The sequence below is a fragment of the Cellulomonas sp. McL0606 genome, from assembly GCF_058248365.1.
This window is the reverse complement of the sequence record NZ_CM177779.1, coordinates 4,124,365-4,143,719: the sequence shown is the minus strand read 5'-3', so window position 1 is coordinate 4,143,719 and position 19,355 is coordinate 4,124,365. Positions and strand designations below refer to the sequence as shown.

The following is a 19,355-nucleotide window of genomic DNA, read 5'->3' as shown; positions in this document are numbered from 1 at the left end:
CTCACGATCTCCAGAACCCCGGTGAGGCCGAACTCGGCGCGTCCAAGGGGTCAGGCCTGCACAGAACCACTTTCATGGGCCGGTCCAGCGGGTTCCTGATCGCCACCGTGGCTGCGGTGATCTGCGCCTTCCCGTTGCTCATCATCGTCATCACGGCGTTCACGCCGCAGTCCGAGGTGCTCAAGTACCCGCCGAAGCTGATCCCGGCCTCGTGGACGCTCGACAACTTCCCGGGGGTCTTCGACCGCATCCCGGTCGGGGCCCAGCTCTGGAACACGATCCAGATGGCGGTGCTCGTGACCGTCTTCTCGCTGCTGCTCGACTCGATGGCGGCCTACGCCCTGGCGTGCATCGACTTCAAGGGCCGTGGCATCGTGCTCGCCGTACTTCTGGCCACGATCATGATCCCGTTCCAGGCCCTGCTGATCCCGCTGTACAAGATGCTGTCCGATCTCGGCTGGATCGGGTCGATGGTGGGCCTGGTCGTACCCCGCGCATCCGACGTCGCCGGGATATTCCTGCTCAGACAGTTCTTCGTGTCCATCCCACGGGACCTGGACAACGCTGCGCGCATCGACGGCGCCTCGGAGTTCCGGATCTACTGGAGCATCATCCTGCCGAACGCCAAGGCCGGTCTGCTCACGCTCGGGATGTTCAACTTCATCGGCAACTGGAACGACATGATCTGGCCGATGACGATGACCAACTCCGCGCAGGACCGGACGCTGACCGCCGGCCTGGCCCTGCTGAACGGGACGCAGCAGGGAGTCATCCCGTACGGAGTCACGATGGCGGGCTCCCTGATATCGGTGCTGCCGCTGATCATCCTGTTCACCCTCGTCCAGAAGCGCTTCATCGAGGGCGTCGCCTCCTCAGGCATCAAGGGCTGACCGCCCGTCGGCGCCGACCGACCGACGCGCACCGCGGGACCGCCCGTCCCGCGGTGCGTGCCACCCGGCATGCCTGAAGCAGCACCGCTCCGAAGGAGGCAAGGATGAGCACGCAGAAGAACGACGGCTTGACGGCAACCGCGTGTGCGCCGTTCGCCGTCGGGGTCGGCATCGAGGACACCTTCGTCGTCGAGCCGCGCGCAGGGCGACGCGCGCTCGACGAGTACGCGCTGACCGACCACGACCGCCGCTGGCGCGAGGACGTCGAGCTCCTGGTGGCCAGCGGGGCCGACCAGATCCGCTGGGGCGTGCCGTGGTACCAGGTGCACCCGGAGCCGAACCGGTTCGACCTCGCGTGGACCGACGGCGTGCTCGACGCGCTCGGGGCCAGCGGCGTCGAGGTGATCCTCGACCTCGTGCACTACGGCACGCCGGCGTGGCTGACCGGATCGTTCGTCGACCCCGGCTACCCCGCGGCGCTCGCGGACCTGGCGGCCACGCTCGCGCAGCGATACCCGCAGGTCACCATCGTCACGCCGACGAACGAGCCGTCCGTGACGGCCGAGCGGTGCGGTGAGGACGGCATCTGGCCACCCCACCTCGAGGGCGACGACGGCTACCTGCGCGTGCTGCTGGGCGTGGCTCGCGGCGTGGTCCTGGCGCAGCGCGCCGTGGCCGAGATACGGCCCGACATCGCGTTCTGGCACGTCGAGGCGTCGCGACGGTTCGTCGTCCCGGGCGGCTCGGCCGACGCAGCGGGTCCGTGGGCGGACCGCGTGGATCACCTGCGGGAGCGGGTCTTCCTGCACCAGGACCTGGTGACGGGACGGGTCGACGACGCGCACCCGCTGGTCGGTCATCTGCGGGCGCACGGGGTCGGCGACGCCGAGCTGGCCTGGTTCGTCGAGCACGCGGTGCGTCCCGACGTCCTGGGCGTCAACTACTACCCGCACGTCTCGACGGTCGACGTGAGCGGCCCGCCGTCGGGCGAGCCCCGCCCGTCGTCCTGGCCGGTCACCTACGCCGGGACGGACGCCCTCGAGGACCTGGTCCGCACGTGGCACGCGCGCTACCCCGAGGTACCGCTCGCCCTGACCGAGACCGGCGATCCCGGCGCCGTGGACCGCCGCGTCGACTGGCTGCACGCGTCGATGGACGTCGTCCAGCGGCTGCGCGCCGAGGGTCTGCCGCTCGTCGGCTGGACCTGGTGGGCGCTGATCGACTTCCTGCTCTGGGACTACCGCGAGGGCACGGCGCCCGCTCCGGAGTACCTCCTGCGGCACGGTCTGTGGGACCTCGTGCCGGACGGCACCCGCCCGGACGGGCTCCCGTCCTACGCGCGCGTCCGTACGGCCGCGGCCGACGCGTTCGCCGACCTGGCCGTGCGGTACGGCCGACGCACCGCCACCACCGAGTCGTCGGGAGCACCGTCATGAGCGTCACCACGACCGTCGTCCACTCCGGGAGCGTCGGTGAGGCCGGCGCGATGTACTCGCGTCTGCTGGTCACCGACCCGCAGGGTCCGCACGGCGGCGCGATGCTGCTGACCTGCGAGCTGCGGCTGGGCGTGGCCGATCCGGCGGGGCCCGTCTTTCCCGTGTGGCGCTCCGACGACGGGGGTCGCACCTGGCGCGAGCACGCGCGGGTCGCCGACCACCTCGGCCGCGGAAACCGGTACCAGCCGGTCATCTACGAGCTGCCCGCGGACCTGGCGCACCTGCACCGCGGCGACCTCCTGCTGGCCGGCAACGCCATCCCGGGCGACGGGTCGACGACGACGATCGCGCTCTACTCGTCTCGCGACGGCGGCGCCACGTGGCAGTTCGAGTCCGTGGTCGACTCGGGAGGGCCGGCGCTCTACGACCCGGCCCGCACCTCGACCACCACGTCGATCTGGGAGCCCGAGCTGGTGCTCGTCGACGGGGTGCTGGCGGTGTACTTCGCGGACGAGCGGGAGAAGCACCGCGGCATGCTGCAGGTGATCTCGCGCCGGGCGTCGTCCGACCTGCGCACCTGGACCGAGGCCGAGACGGTGGTCGGGATCCCCGACCGCTACCGCCGGCCCGGCATGTTCGTCGCCACCGAGCCCCTTCCTGACGGCTCCTACCGGGCGGTGGTCGAGATCGTCGGCCCGCACGAGGTGCCGATCCACTGGCGCACGTCGCGCGACGGGGTCGACTGGGGCGACCCCGCCGAGCCGGGTCCGATGCTGGTCTCGCTCGAGGGCGTGGTGCTGTCCGGGACGCCCAACGTGGCGTGGACCCCGGACGGTCGAGGTGGGGCGACCATCGTCGCGACCGCCCGGCACTCGTGGCTCGACGGTCACGAGGCGAACCATGCGCTGGTCAGCGACGACCTCGGCACGACCTGGCGCGCGATGCAGCTCCCGGTCGCCGCGGTCCGGCACGTGCACGCCGACGCCAGCGGCTACTCCCAGGCGGTGCGCTGGAACGCGGCGGGCGACCGTGCAGGCCACCACGGTGCGCAACGCAGCCGGGAGCCATGACGTCGTCGTCGCCGTGGTGGCCGGGGACTGGCGCGAGCGGGTGGGCGTCCTGTGAGCAACCACGAAGCCATCGGCAGGACGACGGACGGCACGACCGGGCACGACGAGGAGGGGGCGCGATGAAGCGGCGTTGGTCGGAGGACGAGATCTGGGACTGGTACACGTCCCGGGACTGGATCACCGGGATGAACTGGATCCCGAGCGGGGGGATCCACGGCGCCCTGTGGCTGCTGCAGGAGCACGAGCACGACGCCGCATGGCGCGACGCCGCCCGGGAGATCGCGCTGGCGCACTCCTACGGCATCAACTCCATCCGCTTCTACCTGCCGTTCGAGGTGTGGCAGCACGAGCCGGACGCGTTCTTCGCCCACCTGGAACAGCTGCTCGACCTGCTCGGCTCCTACGGCATGACGATGATGCCGGTGCTCTTCAACGACTGCTCCGTGCCCAGGCACCGCTGGTCGCCGGCACAGCTCGGGCCGCAGCCCGAGCCGGAGCCCGGGTACTTCGGCGGGTCCTCGGAGTCCCCGTTCGACGACGACGTCCAGGGTGGCGGCATCGTCGGCTACGTGCTCACCGACGAGCCGGAAGCTTCGAGCCGACGTTCCGTCGCTGGGTGGACGAGCTCGCCCACCGGTACGGGCAGGACGAACGCATCGTCGTGTGGAACGTGTGGAACGAGATCGGGAACTCGACCCGGAACGACCTGTCGCTGCCGATGATGGAGAAGGTCTTCTCCTGGCTGCGCGAGGCCGACGTGAGCCAGCCGCTCACTGCCGAGATCTGGGGCGTGGGCGCGGCGGACGCGTACGAGTGGCTGCTCGACCCGTGCCGGCTCCAGCCGGTCGAGGAGCGCGCGATCGAGCTGTCCGACATCGTGTCGTTCCACTACTACGGCGACCACACCCACGCCAAGCAGCTGACCCGATTCCTCAAGGGGTTCGGCCGGCCGCTGCTCAACACGGAGTGGATGCACCGCCCCTACCGCAGCACGATCGAGACCCACCTGCCGCTGTGGAAGTCCGAGGGCGTGGGCAGCTACTTCTTCGGCTTCGTGAACGGCAAGGCGCAGTTCAACCACGTGTGGGAGTTCATCAAGCCGCTGCCCGGCATCGACACCCGGCTGTGGATGCACGACATCGTGCACTCCGACTTCACGCCGTACGACCCGGACGAGATCGAGGTGCTCAAGGCCTGCAACCTCCCGCCGTCGCGGCCGAGCCGGGACGTCGAGCGATGAGCCGGCTGGGCATCGAGCACCCGCCTCAGGGGTGGAACAGCTGGGACTGCTTCGGAACCACGGTGACCGAGGACGAGGTCCTCGCCAACGCGGAGGTGCTGGCGAGCCGGCTCCTGCCGGTGGGCTACGACACGGTCGTGGTGGACATCGACTGGTACGACCCGACGGCGCGCTCGCACGGCTACCAGCAGGACGCGCCCTTCGAGGTCGACGCCCACGGCTACCCCGCCCCTGCGCCCGGCCGGTTCCCGTCGTCGGCCGGCGGTGCGGGCTTCGCCCTGCTCGCCGAGAAGCTGCACGCGATGGGGCTGCGGTTCGGGGTCCACCTCATGCGTGGCATCCCGCGTCGGGCCGTCGCGCTCGACCTGCCCGTGCTCGGGACGGACTGGACGGCCTCGCAGATCGCGGACACGTCGTCCACCTGTGCGTGGCACCCCGGCTACTACGGCCTGGACCACTCGCACCCGGGGGCGCAGGCCTACCTCGACGGGTTCGCGTCGCTGCTCGCGTCGTGGGGGCTCGACTACCTGAAGATCGACGACATGCTCGCGCCGTACCACGCCGACGCGATCGAGGCGTGGCGGCTCGCGCTCGACCGCGCCGGGCGGCCGATCGTGCTCTCCCTGTCGCCGGGGACGGCCCTGTCCACGGCGCACGTGCGGCACCTGCGTCGCAACGCCGACCTGTGGCGGATCAGCAACGACCTGTGGGACCGGTGGAGCGACGTCGAGGAGCAGTTCGGTCGGCTCTCCCGGTGGGCGCCGCTGCAGTCGCCGCGAGGCTGGGCCGACGGGGACATGCTGCCGCTGGGCCGGATCGGCGTCCGGGCCGAGCGCGGTGAGCCGCGGGACTCCCTGCTCACGCCCGACGAGCAGCGCACCCAGCTGACCCTCTGGGCGATGGCCCGCTCGCCGTTCATGATCGGTGGGAACCTGCCGGAGACCGACGACGCCACCCTCGACCGGCTGGCCAACCCGGCGCTGGGGCGGGTCCTGCAGGAGTCGGTCGACGGGTCCGAGCTGTGGCGGGAACCCGTCGAGGACCGTGATGACGGCGAGGTCGTCGTCTGGGCGGCGCGGGAGGCCGACGGTCCCGCGCGCTTCGTCGCGGTGTTCTGGACGGGGCCGACGGAGTACCACGCGACCGTCGCCCTGCAGGACGTGCTCGGCGACTCGGTGGCGGCCGGGCACGGCGCCTGGACCGCGCACGACCTCTGGGACTCCGGAGTGGTCGGCGTCCGCCCCGATCTCACCCTCGCACTCGACGTACCCGCTCACGGGGTGCGCTGGCTCGAGCTTACCCGATCCTGACCCGACTGAACTGAGGAAACGACACATGCCCACGGCTCGTCTCACCATCGACACGGCGTTCCGCGTCGGCCCTGTCCGCCGTCGGACGTTCGGCTCGTTCGTCGAGCACCTGGGCCGCTCCGTGTACTCCGGGATCCATGACCCGGGGCACCCGACCGCGGACGCCGACGGCTTCCGCGGCGACGTCATCCAGCTGACCAAGGAGCTCGGCATCTCGACGGTGCGCTACCCGGGCGGGAACTTCGTCTCGGGCTACCGCTGGGAGGACGGGGTGGGCCCGCGGGACCAGCGCCCGGCCCGCCTCGACCTGGCGTGGCACTCGACGGAGCCCAACACGGTCGGCACCGACGAGTTCATGCGCTGGGCGACGACCGCCGGCGTCGAGCCGATGATGGCGGTCAACCTGGGCACCCGCGGCGTGCAGGAGGCGCTCGACCTGCTCGAGTACTGCAACGTGCCGGGCGGCACCTACTGGTCCGACCTGCGCCGGGCCAACGGCGCCGAAGTTCCCTACCGGGTCAAGATGTGGTGCCTAGGCAACGAGATGGACGGCCCGTGGCAGACGGGGCACAAGACGGCCGAGGAGTACGGACGTCTCGCCGCGGAGACCGCGCGGGCGATGCGTCAGATGCAGCCGGACCTGGAAGCTCGTCGTGTGCGGGTCGTCGTCGTCAGCCATGCCGACGTTCGGTGAGTGGGAGCGGGTGGTGCTGACCGAGGCCTACGACCAGGTCGACTACATCTCGGCGCACGCCTACTACTGGGAGGAGGACGGCGACCTCGCGTCCTTCCTCGGCTCGGCCATCGACATGGACCACTTCGTCGCGTCGGTCGCCGCCACCGCCGATGCCGTCCGAGCACGCCTGAAGACCTCGAAGCGGATCCACATCTCGTTCGACGAGTGGAACGTCTGGTACCAGAAGCGCGCCGAGTCCCGGCCGCCGACGGGCGACGACTGGCCCGTCGCACCGATCCTGCTCGAGGACAGGTACAACGTCGCCGACGCGGTGGTGCTGGGGAACCTGCTCATCTCGCTGCTGCGGAACACCGACCGGGTGCACGCGGCGTCGCTCGCGCAGCTGGTCAACGTCATCGCACCGATGATGACCGAGCCGGGCGGGCGGGTGTGGAAGCAGACGATCTTCCATCCCTTCGCCCTGACCTCGGCGCACGCGTCCGGCGAGGTGCTGCGCGTCGCCCTCGACTCGCCCTTGCACGAGACCGCGCGGTTCGGCGAGACGCCCACGGTCGACGCCGTGGCGACGTGGGACGAGCAGGCCCAGGAGCTCGCGGTGTTCGTCGTCAACCGGTCGGTGACCGAGGACGTCCGCCTCGAGGCCGACCTTCGGGCGTTCCCGGGGCTGCGCGTCGTCGACGCCGTCACCCTGTCCAACCCGGACGTCCACTGGGCCGCGACGGCCGACGACGACTCGTCCGTCGGGCCGCGGCCGAACGGCACGGTCACGGCCGCAGACGGGCACCTGGCGGGGGTCCTCCCGGCGGTGTCGTGGTCGATGATCCGCCTGGCAGCCGCCTGACGGCGGCGGCCTCAGGCGGTTCCGAGGGCTTCCAGCAGGCCGTCGACCAGCTCGAGGTCACACTCGAGCGTGGACCCCCCGAGGTGGGGCGTGATCACCACGTTCTCCAGCGCGAGCAGCGGGTGGTCGGCGGCCAGCGGCTCGTCCCCGTGGACGTCCAGCCCGGCGGCCGCGAGCCGGCCGTCGCGCAGCGCGGCGAGCATCGCCACCTCGTCGACGACCGGGCCGCGCGCGGTGTTGACGAGCGTGGCACCCGGGCGCAGCCGCGCCAGCTCGGCGGCGCCGACCGCACCCCGGGTCGAGTCGTCCAGCGGCAGGGCCACCACGAGCACGTCCGAGGTGGCGAGCAGCGTGTCGAGGTCGACCTGACGAGCGCCGGTCGACCGCTCGAGCTCCGGCATCGGTCGGTCGTCGGTGAACTGCGGCCGGGCCTCGAGCGCGGCGAGCATCCGGAGCAGCGGCGCACCGATCCGGCCGGCGCCCAGGACGCCGACCGTCGCGTCGGCGAGGTCGCGTCCGGAGTAGCGCTGCTTGAGGTCTTCGGTCGGCCAGCGCCCGGCGCGGACGGCGGCATCGGCGGGTGGCACCCGGCGCAGCGTCGCGAGCAGGAGCGCCAGCGTGTGCTCGGCGACGGTGCGCCACAGCCGGGTCGACTCGATCACGCTGACGTCCCCGGCGCGCGCGGCGTCCCGGATCGCCGGCGGGGCCAGGTGCACCGCGATCGCCCGCAGCCGCGCGGCGCAGGCGAGCTCGTCGGGCCCCGGCGGTCCGTACGCGAGCAGCCCCTCGGCCCGGGCGAGCGCGTCGGTCCGCGCGGGTCCGCAGGGTGGGAGCCTCTCGACATCCGCCGAGGTCAGGAGCCGTTCTTCGGCCAAGGGGTGCAACGACATGTCCACCACGACGACGGGACGCGCGTTCGTCATCGCGTCATCGTCGCACGCGGTCGACACGTCGCCGGGGAGATCCCCTTGTGGACCTCCGAGGGTCGGAGCCTAGAATATGCAACGATGTAATTGGGCCGCGAGTCACCTCGGTCCGTCGCGAAGATGCGCAGGAGGTCGCGTGCCCGTCCCCACTCATGGTCCCGTCGCAGCGGGCTCGCCCCACGCGGTCTGGGAGCCGCTGCCCTGGTCGGCGACCCGCCTCCTGGAGTCCGGCCACCTCGGCGCCTGGCAGCTCACGGCGTCCGGCGGGACGATCGACCACTGCGTCGAGGAGATGGACGAGTCCGGGGTCCTGGACAACTTCCGTCTCGCGGCCGGCGAGCAGAGCGGTCCGTTCCGGGGTCCGCTGTTCGCCGACTCGGACCTGTACAAGACCCTCGAGGCCGTGGCCTGGGACACGCGGGCCGACCGCACGGCATGGGTGGCCGACGTCGTCGGGCTGCTGCGCGCTGCCCAGGAGGACTCCGGATACCTCAACACCTGGTTCCAGACGACCACGCCGGGCGTGCACTACGACCAGCTGCGCGACGGCCACGAGCTGTACTGCCTCGGCCACCTGATCCAGGCCGCGATCGCGTGGCACCGGACCACGGGCGACCGGTCGCTGCTCGACGTCGCGGTGCGCTTTGCGGACGACGTCGTCGACGGGCTCGGCGGTGACGTCCCCGACGGCTACTGCGGGCACCCGGAGATCGAGACGGCGTTGGTCGAGCTGTACCGCGAGACCGGCACACGCGCCTACCTGGACCTCGCCCGGACGATGGTCGACCGGCGCGGACGCGGTGTGCTCGCCAACGACCACGTCGGCCCCCGCTACTACCAGGACCACACCCCGGTGCTCTCGGCCGACGAGGCCACCGGGCACGCGGTCCGTCAGGTCTACCTCGCGACCGGCGTGATCGACCTGTACCTCGAGCGGGGCGACCCCGCGCTCCTCGCCTACGCCGAACGCATGTGGAAGCTCGGTGCACGACGCCAAGATGTACGTCACCGGCGGTCTGGGCGCCCGGCACCGCGACGAGTCCTTCGGTGACGCCTACGAACTGCCGTCCGAGCGGGCCTACGCCGAGACGTGCGCCGCGATCGCCGATGTCATGTGGTCGTGGCGGATGCTGCTGGCGAGCGGCGACGGCCGGTACGCCGACGCGATGGAATGGGCGCTGCTCAACGCCGTGGCGGTCGGCGCGGCGCAGGACGGGCGCTCGTTCTTCTACTCCAACCCGCTCCAGGTGCGCAGCACGCACGCCGAGGACACGGACTGGAACTCGTTCGTGCACCGGGCCGCGTGGTTCGGGTGCGCGTGCTGCCCGCCCAACCTGGGCCGGCTCGTCGCGTCGCTGGGCCACTACGCGGCCACGACGGCACCCGGCGAGCTGCATCTGCACCTGTACAGCGACGCCGAGATCGCCGCCGACGGCATCGCGCTGCGGGTGAGGTCGGGCTACCCGTACGACGGGCGCGTGGAGGTGGACGCGGACGCCACCCAGGCCACGACCCTGCGGCTGCGGATCCCCGCATGGACGACGGACTGGAGCGTGCAGGTCGGTGGCCGGCAGCTCGACCTGGTCCCCGAGCGAGGCTACGTAGCCGTCGACCTCCCGGTCGGGAGATCGACGGTCGCGCTCGAGCTCGACCTGGTGCCCAGGGCGCTGCGCGCGCACCCGCACGTGGACGCGGTGCGCGGCTGCGTCGCCGTCGCCCGCGGACCGCTGCTCTTCGCCCTCGAGGGAGGTGACCTGCCCGACGGGGTCGTGGTCGAGGACGTGCAGATCGTGCCGGAGGCGTGGGAGGTGGTCGACGGCCTGCCCGGACTGGACGCTCCGGTGGCGCTGCGCGCGCGTGGTCGCCATCGGCCCGCAGCGCCGGGGTGGGTCTACTCGACCGGCGCGGCCTCGACCGGCGAGGGCTCGGAGCTCGACCTGACCCTCGTGCCCTATCACCGGTGGGGGAACCGCCGGCACGGCCCCGGCATGCGCGTGTGGGTGCCCGAGGCCGCCCGATGAGCGGGGCCGTCCCAACCCGCTGACCAGCCGATCCCGAGCACGCACCCCCGAACGACCACGAACAGGATGTCCGATGGACACAGCAGCCCCCCGCACCGCCACCCTCACGATCGACCCCGGATTCCGGGTCTCGCCCGTCCGCCGACGCACCTTCGGCTCGTTCGTCGAGCACCTGGGCCGGTGCGTCTACGGCGGGATCCATGAGCCGGGGCACCCCACCGCCGACGAGGACGGCTTCCGCGGGGACGTCATCGAGCTGGTCAAGGTCGGCATCTCGACCGTCCGGTACCCGGGCGGCAACTTCGTCTCGGGCTACCGCTGGGAGGACGGCGTCGGCCCCCGGGACCAGCGCCCGACCCGCCTCGACCTGGCGTGGCACTCGACGGAGCCCAACACCGTCGGCACGGACGAGTTCATGCGCTGGTGCGCCAAGGCGGGCGTCGAGCCCATGCTGGCGGTCAACCTGGGCACCCGCGGCGTTCAGGAGGCCATCGACCTGCTGGAGTACTGCAACATCCCCGGCGGCACCACCTTGTCCGACCGACGTCGGGCGAACGGCGCCGAGGCCCCGCACGGCATCACGATGTGGTGCCTGGGCAACGAGATGGACGGCCCGTGGCAGACCGGCCACAAGACCCCCCAGGAGTACGGCCGCCTCGCCGCGGAGACAGCGCGGGCGATGCGTCAGATGCAGCCGGACCTCGAGCTCGTCGCGTGCGGTTCGTCGGGGGTGACGATCCCGACGTTCGGTGAGTGGGAGCGCGTGGTCCTGACCGAGGCCTACGACCAGGTCGACTACATCTCCGCGCACGCCTACTACTGGGAGGAGAACGGCGACCTCGCCTCCTTCCTCGGCTCGGCCATCGACATGGACCACTTCGTGGAGTCGGTCGTGGCGACCGCGGACGCCGTGCGCTCGGCGGGCCGGCACACCAAGAGGATCCACATCTCGTTCGACGAGTGGAACGTCTGGTATCTCGACGGCGAGGCGTCCGAGCCGCCCAAGGACAGCTGGCCGGTAGGACCGGTGCTGCTGGAGGACCACTACTCGGTGGCGGACGCGGTCGTCGTCGGGAGCCTGCTGGTCTCGCTGCTGCGGCACTCCGACCGGGTCCGGGCCGCGAGCCTGGCGCAGCTCGTCAACGTGATCGCGCCGATCATGACGCAGGACGGGGGTCGGAGCTGGAAGCAGACGACGTTCCACCCCTTCGCGCTGACCTCGCGCTACGCGTCCGGCGACGTGCTCCGCGTCGAGCTGGACACCCCGTCGCACACCACCAAGAAGTTCGGCAGCACCCCGACGGTCGACGCGGTGGCCACGTGGGACGCCGAGACCGGTGCGATGGCCGTCTTCGCGGTGAACCGCTCGGTCGACGAGCCGATCTCGCTGAACCTGGACGTGCGGGGGCTCGAGGGCCTCACGGTCGTCGAGGCCGTCGTGATGTCGAACGAGGACCCCAACGCGAAGTCCACGGCCGACGACGACACGTCGCTCGCGCCGCGGCCGCTGGACGTGGTCGAGACCGACGGTGCCCGGTCGGTGGAGCTGCCGCCGGTGTCGTGGACGATGATCAGGCTCGCCCGATGAGTCGTCTGACCGCGGCTTCGGTGGCCTGCGGGGCGGCCGTCGTGGCTCTCCTGGCGGCGTGCTCCTCGTCGGACCCGGTGGCCGGGACGGCCGTCCCCGTGACGGGCGAGATCGAGGTGCACGACCCGGCGCTCGTCGTCGACGGCGACGACTGGTGGGTGTTCTCCACCGGCAACATGACCAAGGGGCTGGGCGCCATCCAGGTACGGCACTCGGTCGGAGGCAAAGATTGGACGTACGCGGGCGAGGTGCTCCCGGACGCCCGGCCGGCGTGGCAGGAGAAGACCGTGCCGGGCGTGACCAACCTGTGGGCGCCCGACGTCGTCGAGCACGACGGGACGTGGTACCTCTACTACGCCGCGTCGACCTTCGGCTCGAACACCTCGGCGATCGGTCTGATGACGTCCGACGAGCTGGGCGCGGACGTCGACTGGCAGGACCAGGGGATCGTCTGGCAGTCGACGCCGGCCGACGACTACAACGCCATCGACCCCTCCGTGGTCACGGACGAGGACGGCACGCCGTGGATGGCCTTCGGCTCGTTCTGGGGCGGGATCCAGCTCGTCGAGCTGTCGTGGCCGAGCGGGCTGCCGGCGGAGGGTGCCGAGCCGCAGACGATCGCCAGCCGCGGGGACGCGACGAACGCGATCGAGGCCCCCGCGCTGCTGCGCCACGACGGCTACTGGTACCTGTTCGTCTCGAAGGACTCCTGCTGCCAGGGCGTCTCCAGCACCTATCACGCCGAGGTCGGGCGCTCGAAGGACATTGCCGGCCCGTACGTCGACGCCGACGGTGACCCGCTGCTCGAGAACGGCGGCACGCCCGTGCTCGACGCGGTCGGCGACATGATCGGCCCGGGCGGCGAGTCGGTCGCGGTCACCAAGGACGCCGAGCTGCTCGGGTTCCACTTCTACGACGGCGCGACCGGCGGTACGCCGACCCTCGCGATCCGCAGGCTCGCGTGGACCGACGACGGCTGGCCGGTCGCGATGACGGCCGACGAGCTGAAGGGGCAGCGTCCGAGTCGGCTCCCGGCTCCTAGCACCTCGGACGAGCACGTCGTGGCCGGCACACGACGTGCTCGTTCCGCAGCCCTCGGTGATGTGCACCACGAACGGCGAAAATCTGCGGCCGACCGGCCGATCGAATCGATACGATCCGATTGCGCACCCGACCGCGCTCGACCTGAGACCAACCCGCGCAACCACCCTCTGGAGTCAGCACCGTCATGGCCAACGTCCTCACCGCGGGCCGTCCCTGGAAAGTCATCATCGTCTTCGCCATCCCGCTGCTCGTCGGCAACGTCGTGCAGCAGCTCTACCAGGTCACCGACGCCTTCGTCGTCGGGCGCACCCTCGGGGTCGACGCCCTCGCGGCCGTCGGCTCGACCGGCAGCCTGCTGTTCCTGCTGCTCGGCTTCGCGTGGGGCCTGACGTCCGGGTTCGCCATCCCGACCGCGCAGGCGTTCGGCGCCCGCGACCAGCCCGCGGTGCGCCGGTCCGTCGCGACCAGCGTGCTGCTCACCACCGCCGTGAGCGTCGTGCTCACCGTCGTCGCCGTTGCGGCGACCGGGCCGGCCCTCGAGCTGCTGCAGACGCCGGACGAGCTGATGCCGCAGGCGCGCACGTTCGCGACCGTGAGCTTTGCCGGGGCGATCGCCACGATGTTCTACAACTACCTCGCGTCCGCGGTCCGGGCGATCGGCGACAGCCGCACTCCGCTCGTCTTCCTGGCCGTGTGCTGCGTCCTCAACGTGGTGCTGGTCGTCGCGTTCGTCAACTTCCTGGGGCTCGGCGTCGGTGGCGCGGCCGCGGCGACGGTCGCGTCCCAGGCGGTCTCGGTGGTCCTGTGCCTGGAGTACGTCCGCCGACGAGTGCCGGCGCTGCACATCTCGCGCGCCGACCTGCGGGTGCGGCGTGCGGACGTCCTGCACCACCTGCGCCTGGGTCTGCCGATGGGCTTCCAGGCGTCGATCATCGCGATCGGTGCGCTCGCCGTGCAGACGCGCCTCAACGGGCTCGGGCCGGACGCCGTGGCGGCGTTCACCACCGGCGCACGTGTCGACGGGCTCGCCGTGACGCTGCTCGCCTCCCTCGGCCTGGCGGTCTCGACGTTCGCCGCGCAGAACCACGGTGGAGGGCGTCCCGACCGGATCCGCACGGGCGTCGTCCACGGAGCCGTGATGGCCGTCGGCGGCTCCATCGTCATCGGCGTGATCTTCATCGTCGCGGGCGGCGCGATCGTGCGCGGCTTCCTCGGTCAGGGCGAGGACGAGGTGGTCGGGATGGCCCACCACATGCTCATCGTCAACGGGTCGCTGTACACGGTGCTCGGCGTCCTGTTCGTGCTCCGCGGAGCCCTGCAGGGCCTCGGGCACACGGTGGTCCCGACGATGACGGGCGCGGTCGAGCTCGTGGGGCGCGTCGGCGCGGCGATCGTGCTCGGAGCGTCGTTCGGATACGCCGGAGTCATCTGGGGCAACCCGCTGGCCTGGCTCTTCGCCGTCGTGCTGCTCGTCCCGGCCTATCTGCACGCGCGTCGCACGCTGGGCCGGACCCCTGTCTCCGCCACCGAGCCCGTGCTCGTCGAGGGCCCCGCCGAGGGATCGCTCGTCGTCGAGGCGGTGGTGCCGATGCCGCGGTGCGTCGCGGACCCGTCGACCTCGCCCCAGCCGCCGGTCCGCCGCCGGCGGCGCCTGCTGCACAGCAGCGTCGTCGCGCCGGTGCGCCGCCGGGGACGCCGTCGGACGCGAGCCTGAGTCGCTAGCGAAGGCGCGCGAGTCGTGCCTGATCGAGGTCGGCGAGGGTGAGCACCGACCGGATCTCGATGCGCGCGTCGAGGAGCGGAGTCTCGGCGCCGGGGCTGCGGTCGATGGCGCAGACGACCGTCGACACGTGTGCGGACTGAGCCCGTAGGGCCAGTGCTGCCGCTCGGGCGGCTCCGCCGGTGGTGATGACGTCCTCCACCAGGGTGACGCGCGCGCCGGCGACGTCTCGGCCCTCGGCGAGGCGTCCGGTCCCGTACGTCTTGGCTTCCTTGCGCACGAACGTGACGGGCAGGAAGGTCAGCGAGCTGAGCATCGTCGCGATCGGCACGCCACCGAGCTCGAGGCCGCCCAGGACGTCGGTATCGGGCGGCAGCAGCGGGACCATCTGCTCGGCGACCGCGCGCAGGATGCTCGGGTCCGACTCGAACAGGTACTTGTCGAAGTACTCGGTAGCGAGCGTCCCCGACCGCAGGACGAACTCTCCCTCGAGCCGGCACAGCGAGTCGATCTGTCGGGCGAGCGTGTCGTGGTCCACGTACCGATCTTCGCAGTCGGGCGCCGCGTCATGACCACCTCGTCGGTCGTACTCTGGCCGGCTCGCAGCCACCTCGCGCAACGCCCGCTCGCTAGCCTTCGGTGATGTGGCAGATGCTGCAGGGCTATCGACCGCGCGTCGCGTTGTCCTTGCTCCTGGTGATCGCCGAGGCCGCCGGCCAGGTGGTCATCCCCTTCCTGCTGGGCGTCGCTCTGGACGACTACCTGGGCGGCTCCACCCGCGGACTGATCCTGTTGGCGGCGGTCGGTCTCCTCACCATGGCGTTCGCGACGGTTCGTCGCCTCCACGATGTCCGGCTGTACGCGCGGATCTACCAGCGTGCCGGCGCCGCGGCACTCGAGCAACGGGCGGGACTGTCTGAGAAGACCGCACGGCTGAACATGCTGCGCGAGGTGATCGACTTCCTCGAGTACTCCATGCCTGCGCTGGTCGGCAGCGTCAGCGCATTCATCGGCACCCTCTTCTTCCTCGCGGCGCTCTCGGTCCCCGTGTTCCTCGGCGCGCTCGTGATGACCGCGCTGATCGTGGCGATCTACGCCGCCAGCAGTCGGCGCACGGTCGACTTCAACCGCGGCTACAACGACGAGTACGAGCGGCAGGTCGATGTGCTCGGGCGCAACGACAGCACCCTCACGCGCGGGCACATCGGCCTGCTGAACAGCTGGACCATCAAGCTGTCCGACATCGATGCGGTCAACTTCGCGCTCTCGCTGACGCTGACCGTCGCGTTGCAGGTGTTCGCGATCGTCACATCGACACGGCAGGGGATGGACGAAGGAACGCTCCTGTCGGTCATCCTCTACGTGTTCGAGTTCTCGGCGGTCGCGTCGTTCATGCCCGTCTCGTGGCAGGAGTACCTGCGCCTGCGCGACATCCTCCAGCGGTTGCGCAACGAACCCCGCGAGTAGACGAGGGCTCGAGCGGCTGCCAGCTGGTGCGGGAGTGCGTCAGGTGGAAGCCGGCGCGCTCGAGGTTGGTCTGGCTCGTAGATCCATAGCCCACCGTCACGACGGCGAGGTCGGTGACGAGTGCCGCGTCAGCGAGTCGGCGCCTGATCAGTGCGGCCTGGCAGCCGCGGCGACGGTACTCGGGCAGGGTCGCGGCTCCGCTGAGCAGTGCTCCGTCGGGATGGAGGTAGAGGCCGGCGGCGGCCGCGGGCCGGCCATCCACGCGGGCGACATAGCGACGCACGGTCGCCGGGTCGTGCTCGGCGTGGAGCATCGCGCGGCGTTCTGGTCGGGCGTCGGCGAGCCCGTACCCGCCGAGGAGGGTGGCGAAGTAGTCCGCGTCGGGGTCGGCCGGGTCGAGCTCAGTGACCGTGACCGTACCGTCCGCAGCGCCCGGCGATCGTCGCACGTCCGTCAGGTGCCGGTGCAGTACCGCCGTGACGGTGCCCGCAGACAGGCCGAGGCCGACGAGGGCGGCGCCGAGCCGGTCGGTGGCGTCGGCTGCCCAGACCTCCAGGGTGGGCGTGATCCCGGCACTCGTGAAGAACGCACAGATCGCCGGCAGGTGCGCCAGGTCGTCGGCGTTGACGCCACGGGCCTTGTTGTAGAAGGCCAGCTCGGGCAGCGCCGGTACGCGCAGGCCCACCGTGCGCCCCCAGCTCGCGATGTCGAGCTGGAGCGACCGGGCCCGGTCGAGGACTGCCGCGTCCCGGCGAGACTTTGCCGTGATGAGGTCCTCGGCGCGTTGCGCTGTGTCGGCCGGCATCCGCTCATGATGTCCCGTCAGTCGGTGCGGCGGGTCGCGACCGTGACGAGGTGCGAGCTGAGGCCGAGCAGGCTCGGTTCCGCCTCGATCACGCGCGCCGCGTCGAGCACGACGTCGCGGGCGCCCTCGTCGTCGAACGCCGACGCCAAGGCCCTGATCCAGTGCGCCATCCCCTCGACGCCGACGGTCTCCCGGACGACGAGCCCCGTCTCGGTGGCCTCCTGCGCGAGCTCCTCGGGCCGGTGGAAGTACGCGGACGTGAACCAGCGTGGGTCGCCCGTGGGGTTCTCGTGCACCCCGGTCGCCAGGTCCTGCGCGACGATCGCGCGGAACGCGGGGTCGAAGAGGTAGGACTGCGCGAGCCCGTCGAACAGGGACGCGAACCGGGAGATCGCCATCGCGACCACCACGCCGCCCGGGACGACGACGCGACGCGCCTCCCGCCACGCCGCCAGGCGGTCGGCGCGATCGGTCAGGTGGTAGAGCGGTCCGAGCAGGAGGACGGCATCGAACGAGGCGTCCGGCCTGCCGATGGCACGGGCGTCGCCGACCTCCGCGGTGAACCCGTCGACCCCGCCGAGGCGCTCCGTGGCCCGCGCGACGTGCCCGGCCATCAGGTCGACCAGGTGCACCGTGTGACCGTCGCCGAGCAGCCATTCGGCGTGCACACCGGTCGCTCCGCCGACGTCGAGCACCCGAGCGGCGGGCGGCAGGTGGCGACGGACGATCTCCTGCACGCGGGCCAGCTCGAGCCTGCCGAGGCCGACGCGCAGGCGCTGGTCCTCGTCGAACACCCTGTCGTAGTGGTCGTGGATCGGGGGCTGCTCCATCTCGACAACGTAGAGCCCATTGACTCTCCCCCCGCGGGAGACACCAGAACAGGTGCATGACCCAGAACCAGCTCCCGGACGCCCACCCAGCTCGCCACGGCGACGCCTCCCTGGCGCGCACTTCCGGTACTCGTCGCCGGCGTCTACCTCGTCGTCCTCGACTTCTTCATCGTCAATGTCGCACTCCCTTCCATCCAGGCGGACCTGGGCGCGGACGCTGCCGCCCTCGAGTGGGTGGTGTCCGGGTACGGCCTCGCCCTGGGTGCGACGCTCCTCACCGCCGGGCGCATCGGGGACGTCATCGGGCGGCGGCGGATGTACGGCGTCGGCGTCGCGGGCTTCGTCGTCGCCTCTCTCGTGTGCGCCCTGGCGCGGACGCCGGGAGAAGCTGGTGGCCGGTCGGCTCGTGCAGGGGGTCGGCGCCGGGATCGTGATACCCAGCATGCTGTCGTTGCTCGGGGTGCACTTCCCCGGCCCGCACCGGGCGCGGGCGATCGGCGTCTACGGGCTCGCGATGGGCGTCGCCGCGGCCAGCGGCCAGCTGATCGGCGGCGTCCTCATCCAGGCCGGCCTCGGCTGGCGTGCGATCTTCGCGATCAACATCCCGGTCGGCGTGGCGATCCTCGTGCTCGCGCCGGTCCTGGTGCCGGAGTCGAAGGCGGCCGCGCCCCGCCCGATCGACTGGGTCGGGATGCTGCTGCTCACCTCCTCCGTGACCGCCCTCATCCTGCCGCTCATCCAGGGACGGAGTCAGGGCTGGCCGACGTGGACCTGGGCCGTGCTCGGTCTTTCGGGTGTGCTTCTGGCGACGACCGTCGCACAGCAGCGACGTCTCGGGCGTCGAGGAGGAGCACCCTTGTTCCCCGCCGAGCTGTTGACCTCGCCGACGTTCCGCTCCGGACTTGGCGCGCAGCTGGTGTTCTGGTGCGGACAGGCGTCGTTCTACCTGTGCTTGTCGCTGTACCTGCAGCAGGGCCGCGGCCTGTCCCCGCTCGACTCGGGGCTGCTGTTCACGGTCCTCGCGCTCGCATATCTCTCGACCTCCCTGAGGGCGCCCGCGCTGATCGGCCGGTTCGGCCGCTCGGTCGTCATCGCCGGAGCCTTGGTCACGCTCGCCGGGTACGCGGCGTTCGGGGTTGCCGTGGTCGGCTTCGACGGGTGGTCGGTCCTCATGCTCGGGCCGGGTCTGCTCCTCGTCGGCGCCGGTCAGGGGCTGTGCATCACCCCGCTGACGATGGCGGTTCTCGCGCACGCCCGGCCGTCGCAGGCCGGCACCGTCTCGGGGGCCTTGTCCACCGCGCAGCAGATCGGCAACACCGTCGGGGTGGCGCTCATCGGAGTGGTGTTCTTCGGGGCGGTCGGCGAGGGCGTCCCGCACGCGTTCGCCCTCGCCCTCGTGCCGCTGGCCATGGTCTCGGTCCTCGTGGCGGTCGTCGCTCGCCGTCTCCCGCCGTCATGAAAGGGTCGACG

16 protein-coding genes and 3 pseudogenes are annotated in these 19,355 nt (G+C 71.5%); 15 read left to right on the top strand and 4 right to left on the bottom strand.

The window, feature by feature from the left end:
* Nucleotides 1-74 precede the first annotated feature (74 nt).
* From AC38ZX_RS21280 to arfA (AC38ZX_RS21250), 7 genes and pseudogenes are all read left to right on the top strand, one after another.
* Nucleotides 75-890 carry a carbohydrate ABC transporter permease gene (locus tag AC38ZX_RS21280; protein ID WP_426593798.1) on the top strand — a complete coding sequence of 272 codons (816 nt, stop codon included), beginning with the start codon at nucleotides 75-77 and terminating at the stop codon, nucleotides 888-890.
* 104 nt (nucleotides 891-994) lie between these two features.
* Nucleotides 995-2,326 carry a family 1 glycosylhydrolase gene (locus tag AC38ZX_RS21275; protein ID WP_426593797.1) on the top strand — a complete coding sequence of 444 codons (1,332 nt, stop codon included), beginning with the start codon at nucleotides 995-997 and terminating at the stop codon, nucleotides 2,324-2,326.
* Nucleotides 2,323-3,396, top strand: coding sequence for a hypothetical protein (locus tag AC38ZX_RS21270; protein ID WP_491295817.1), 1,074 nt, complete (start codon nucleotides 2,323-2,325; stop codon nucleotides 3,394-3,396). Before AC38ZX_RS21275 ends, AC38ZX_RS21270 begins: the two co-directional genes overlap by 4 nt.
* A 119-nt stretch (nucleotides 3,397-3,515) precedes the next feature.
* Nucleotides 3,516-4,118 (top strand): hypothetical protein, encoded by a 603-nt coding sequence (locus tag AC38ZX_RS21265; protein ID WP_491295816.1) that lies wholly within the window; start codon nucleotides 3,516-3,518, stop codon nucleotides 4,116-4,118.
* Complete coding sequence (locus AC38ZX_RS21260; RefSeq protein WP_491295815.1) at nucleotides 4,013-4,636, top strand: hypothetical protein; 624 nt, start codon at nucleotides 4,013-4,015, stop codon at nucleotides 4,634-4,636. Before AC38ZX_RS21265 ends, AC38ZX_RS21260 begins: the two co-directional genes overlap by 106 nt.
* The gene (locus tag AC38ZX_RS21255; RefSeq protein WP_491295814.1) at nucleotides 4,633-5,946 is read left to right on the top strand and encodes an alpha-galactosidase; all 1,314 of its coding nucleotides are present in this window, start codon (nucleotides 4,633-4,635) and stop codon (nucleotides 5,944-5,946) included. The genes AC38ZX_RS21260 and AC38ZX_RS21255 overlap by 4 nt, the downstream gene beginning before the upstream one ends.
* A gap of 25 nt (nucleotides 5,947-5,971) precedes the next feature.
* Nucleotides 5,972-7,484: pseudogene (arfA, locus tag AC38ZX_RS21250) on the top strand (arabinosylfuranosidase ArfA).
* 11 nt (nucleotides 7,485-7,495) lie between these two features.
* Here arfA (AC38ZX_RS21250) and AC38ZX_RS21245 read toward each other — a convergent pair.
* Entirely contained in the window at nucleotides 7,496-8,407 is a 912-nt protein-coding gene (locus tag AC38ZX_RS21245; RefSeq protein ID WP_491295812.1) for a 2-hydroxyacid dehydrogenase, read from the bottom strand.
* Nucleotides 8,408-8,546: 139 nt separating this feature from the next.
* Between AC38ZX_RS21245 and AC38ZX_RS21240 the strand changes: the two genes are divergently transcribed.
* The 5 genes and pseudogenes from AC38ZX_RS21240 (at nucleotide 8,547) to AC38ZX_RS21220 (ending at nucleotide 14,777) form a co-directional block, all read left to right on the top strand.
* Nucleotides 8,547-9,461, top strand: coding sequence for a beta-L-arabinofuranosidase domain-containing protein (locus AC38ZX_RS21240; RefSeq protein ID WP_491295811.1), 915 nt, complete (start codon nucleotides 8,547-8,549; stop codon nucleotides 9,459-9,461).
* A complete protein-coding gene (locus tag AC38ZX_RS21235) occupies nucleotides 9,409-10,431 on the top strand; it encodes a beta-L-arabinofuranosidase domain-containing protein (protein ID WP_491295810.1) in 1,023 nt (340 codons plus the stop codon). The genes AC38ZX_RS21240 and AC38ZX_RS21235 overlap by 53 nt, the downstream gene beginning before the upstream one ends.
* A gap of 73 nt (nucleotides 10,432-10,504) precedes the next feature.
* The gene (gene arfA / locus AC38ZX_RS21230) at nucleotides 10,505-12,019 is read left to right on the top strand and encodes an arabinosylfuranosidase ArfA (protein WP_491295809.1); all 1,515 of its coding nucleotides are present in this window, start codon (nucleotides 10,505-10,507) and stop codon (nucleotides 12,017-12,019) included.
* Nucleotides 12,016-12,942: pseudogene (locus tag AC38ZX_RS21225) on the top strand (arabinan endo-1,5-alpha-L-arabinosidase); the annotation flags it as partial. The gene arfA (AC38ZX_RS21230) and the pseudogene AC38ZX_RS21225, both read left to right, overlap by 4 nt.
* Before the next feature lie 305 nt (nucleotides 12,943-13,247).
* Nucleotides 13,248-14,777, top strand: coding sequence for an MATE family efflux transporter (locus AC38ZX_RS21220; RefSeq protein WP_491295808.1), 1,530 nt, complete (start codon nucleotides 13,248-13,250; stop codon nucleotides 14,775-14,777).
* Between the two features lie 4 nt (nucleotides 14,778-14,781).
* On the opposite strand, the gene pyrE is transcribed toward AC38ZX_RS21220, so the two are convergent.
* Nucleotides 14,782-15,321: an orotate phosphoribosyltransferase gene (gene pyrE / locus AC38ZX_RS21215; protein WP_491295807.1), complete on the bottom strand. Its 540-nt coding sequence runs from the start codon at nucleotides 15,319-15,321 to the stop codon at nucleotides 14,782-14,784.
* A 104-nt stretch (nucleotides 15,322-15,425) separates the two neighbouring features.
* Between pyrE and AC38ZX_RS21210 the strand changes: the two genes are divergently transcribed.
* A complete protein-coding gene (locus AC38ZX_RS21210) occupies nucleotides 15,426-16,250 on the top strand; it encodes an ABC transporter six-transmembrane domain-containing protein (protein ID WP_491295806.1) in 825 nt (274 codons plus the stop codon).
* Here AC38ZX_RS21210 and AC38ZX_RS21205 read toward each other — a convergent pair.
* Both AC38ZX_RS21205 and AC38ZX_RS21200 read right to left on the bottom strand, forming a co-directional pair.
* Nucleotides 16,174-17,055 (bottom strand): GNAT family N-acetyltransferase, encoded by an 882-nt coding sequence (locus AC38ZX_RS21205; RefSeq protein WP_491295805.1) that lies wholly within the window; start codon nucleotides 17,053-17,055, stop codon nucleotides 16,174-16,176. The two genes, AC38ZX_RS21210 and AC38ZX_RS21205, sit on opposite strands and share 77 nt — an antisense overlap.
* A gap of 17 nt (nucleotides 17,056-17,072) precedes the next feature.
* Entirely contained in the window at nucleotides 17,073-17,885 is an 813-nt protein-coding gene (locus AC38ZX_RS21200) for a class I SAM-dependent methyltransferase (RefSeq protein WP_426593782.1), read from the bottom strand.
* 168 nt (nucleotides 17,886-18,053) lie between these two features.
* Here AC38ZX_RS21200 and AC38ZX_RS21195 point away from each other — a divergent pair.
* Together AC38ZX_RS21195 and AC38ZX_RS21190 are read left to right on the top strand one after the other, a co-directional pair.
* A pseudogene (locus AC38ZX_RS21195) lies at nucleotides 18,054-18,194 on the top strand (hypothetical protein); the annotation flags it as partial.
* Between the two features lie 82 nt (nucleotides 18,195-18,276).
* Entirely contained in the window at nucleotides 18,277-19,344 is a 1,068-nt protein-coding gene (locus AC38ZX_RS21190; protein ID WP_491295802.1) for an MFS transporter, read from the top strand.
* Nucleotides 19,345-19,355: the final 11 nt, after the last annotated feature.

What these genes read in the sequence shown, in the direction of transcription:
- AC38ZX_RS21280 (WP_426593798.1), top strand. Translation starts at nt 75, where the DNA reads ATGGGCCGGTCCAGCGGGTTCCTGATCGCCACCGTGGCTGCGGTGATC.
- AC38ZX_RS21275 (WP_426593797.1), top strand. Translation starts at nt 995, where the DNA reads ATGAGCACGCAGAAGAACGACGGCTTGACGGCAACCGCGTGTGCGCCG.
- AC38ZX_RS21270 (WP_491295817.1), top strand. Translation starts at nt 2,323, where the DNA reads ATGAGCGTCACCACGACCGTCGTCCACTCCGGGAGCGTCGGTGAGGCC.
- AC38ZX_RS21265 (WP_491295816.1), top strand. Translation starts at nt 3,516, where the DNA reads ATGAAGCGGCGTTGGTCGGAGGACGAGATCTGGGACTGGTACACGTCC.
- AC38ZX_RS21255 (WP_491295814.1), top strand. Translation starts at nt 4,633, where the DNA reads ATGAGCCGGCTGGGCATCGAGCACCCGCCTCAGGGGTGGAACAGCTGG.
- AC38ZX_RS21245 (WP_491295812.1), bottom strand. Translation starts at nt 8,407, where the DNA reads ATGACGAACGCGCGTCCCGTCGTCGTGGTGGACATGTCGTTGCACCCC.
- AC38ZX_RS21235 (WP_491295810.1), top strand. Translation starts at nt 9,409, where the DNA reads ATGTACGTCACCGGCGGTCTGGGCGCCCGGCACCGCGACGAGTCCTTC.
- arfA (WP_491295809.1), top strand. Translation starts at nt 10,505, where the DNA reads ATGGACACAGCAGCCCCCCGCACCGCCACCCTCACGATCGACCCCGGA.
- AC38ZX_RS21220 (WP_491295808.1), top strand. Translation starts at nt 13,248, where the DNA reads ATGGCCAACGTCCTCACCGCGGGCCGTCCCTGGAAAGTCATCATCGTC.
- AC38ZX_RS21210 (WP_491295806.1), top strand. Translation starts at nt 15,426, where the DNA reads ATGTGGCAGATGCTGCAGGGCTATCGACCGCGCGTCGCGTTGTCCTTG.
- AC38ZX_RS21205 (WP_491295805.1), bottom strand. Translation starts at nt 17,055, where the DNA reads ATGCCGGCCGACACAGCGCAACGCGCCGAGGACCTCATCACGGCAAAG.
- AC38ZX_RS21200 (WP_426593782.1), bottom strand. Translation starts at nt 17,885, where the DNA reads ATGGAGCAGCCCCCGATCCACGACCACTACGACAGGGTGTTCGACGAG.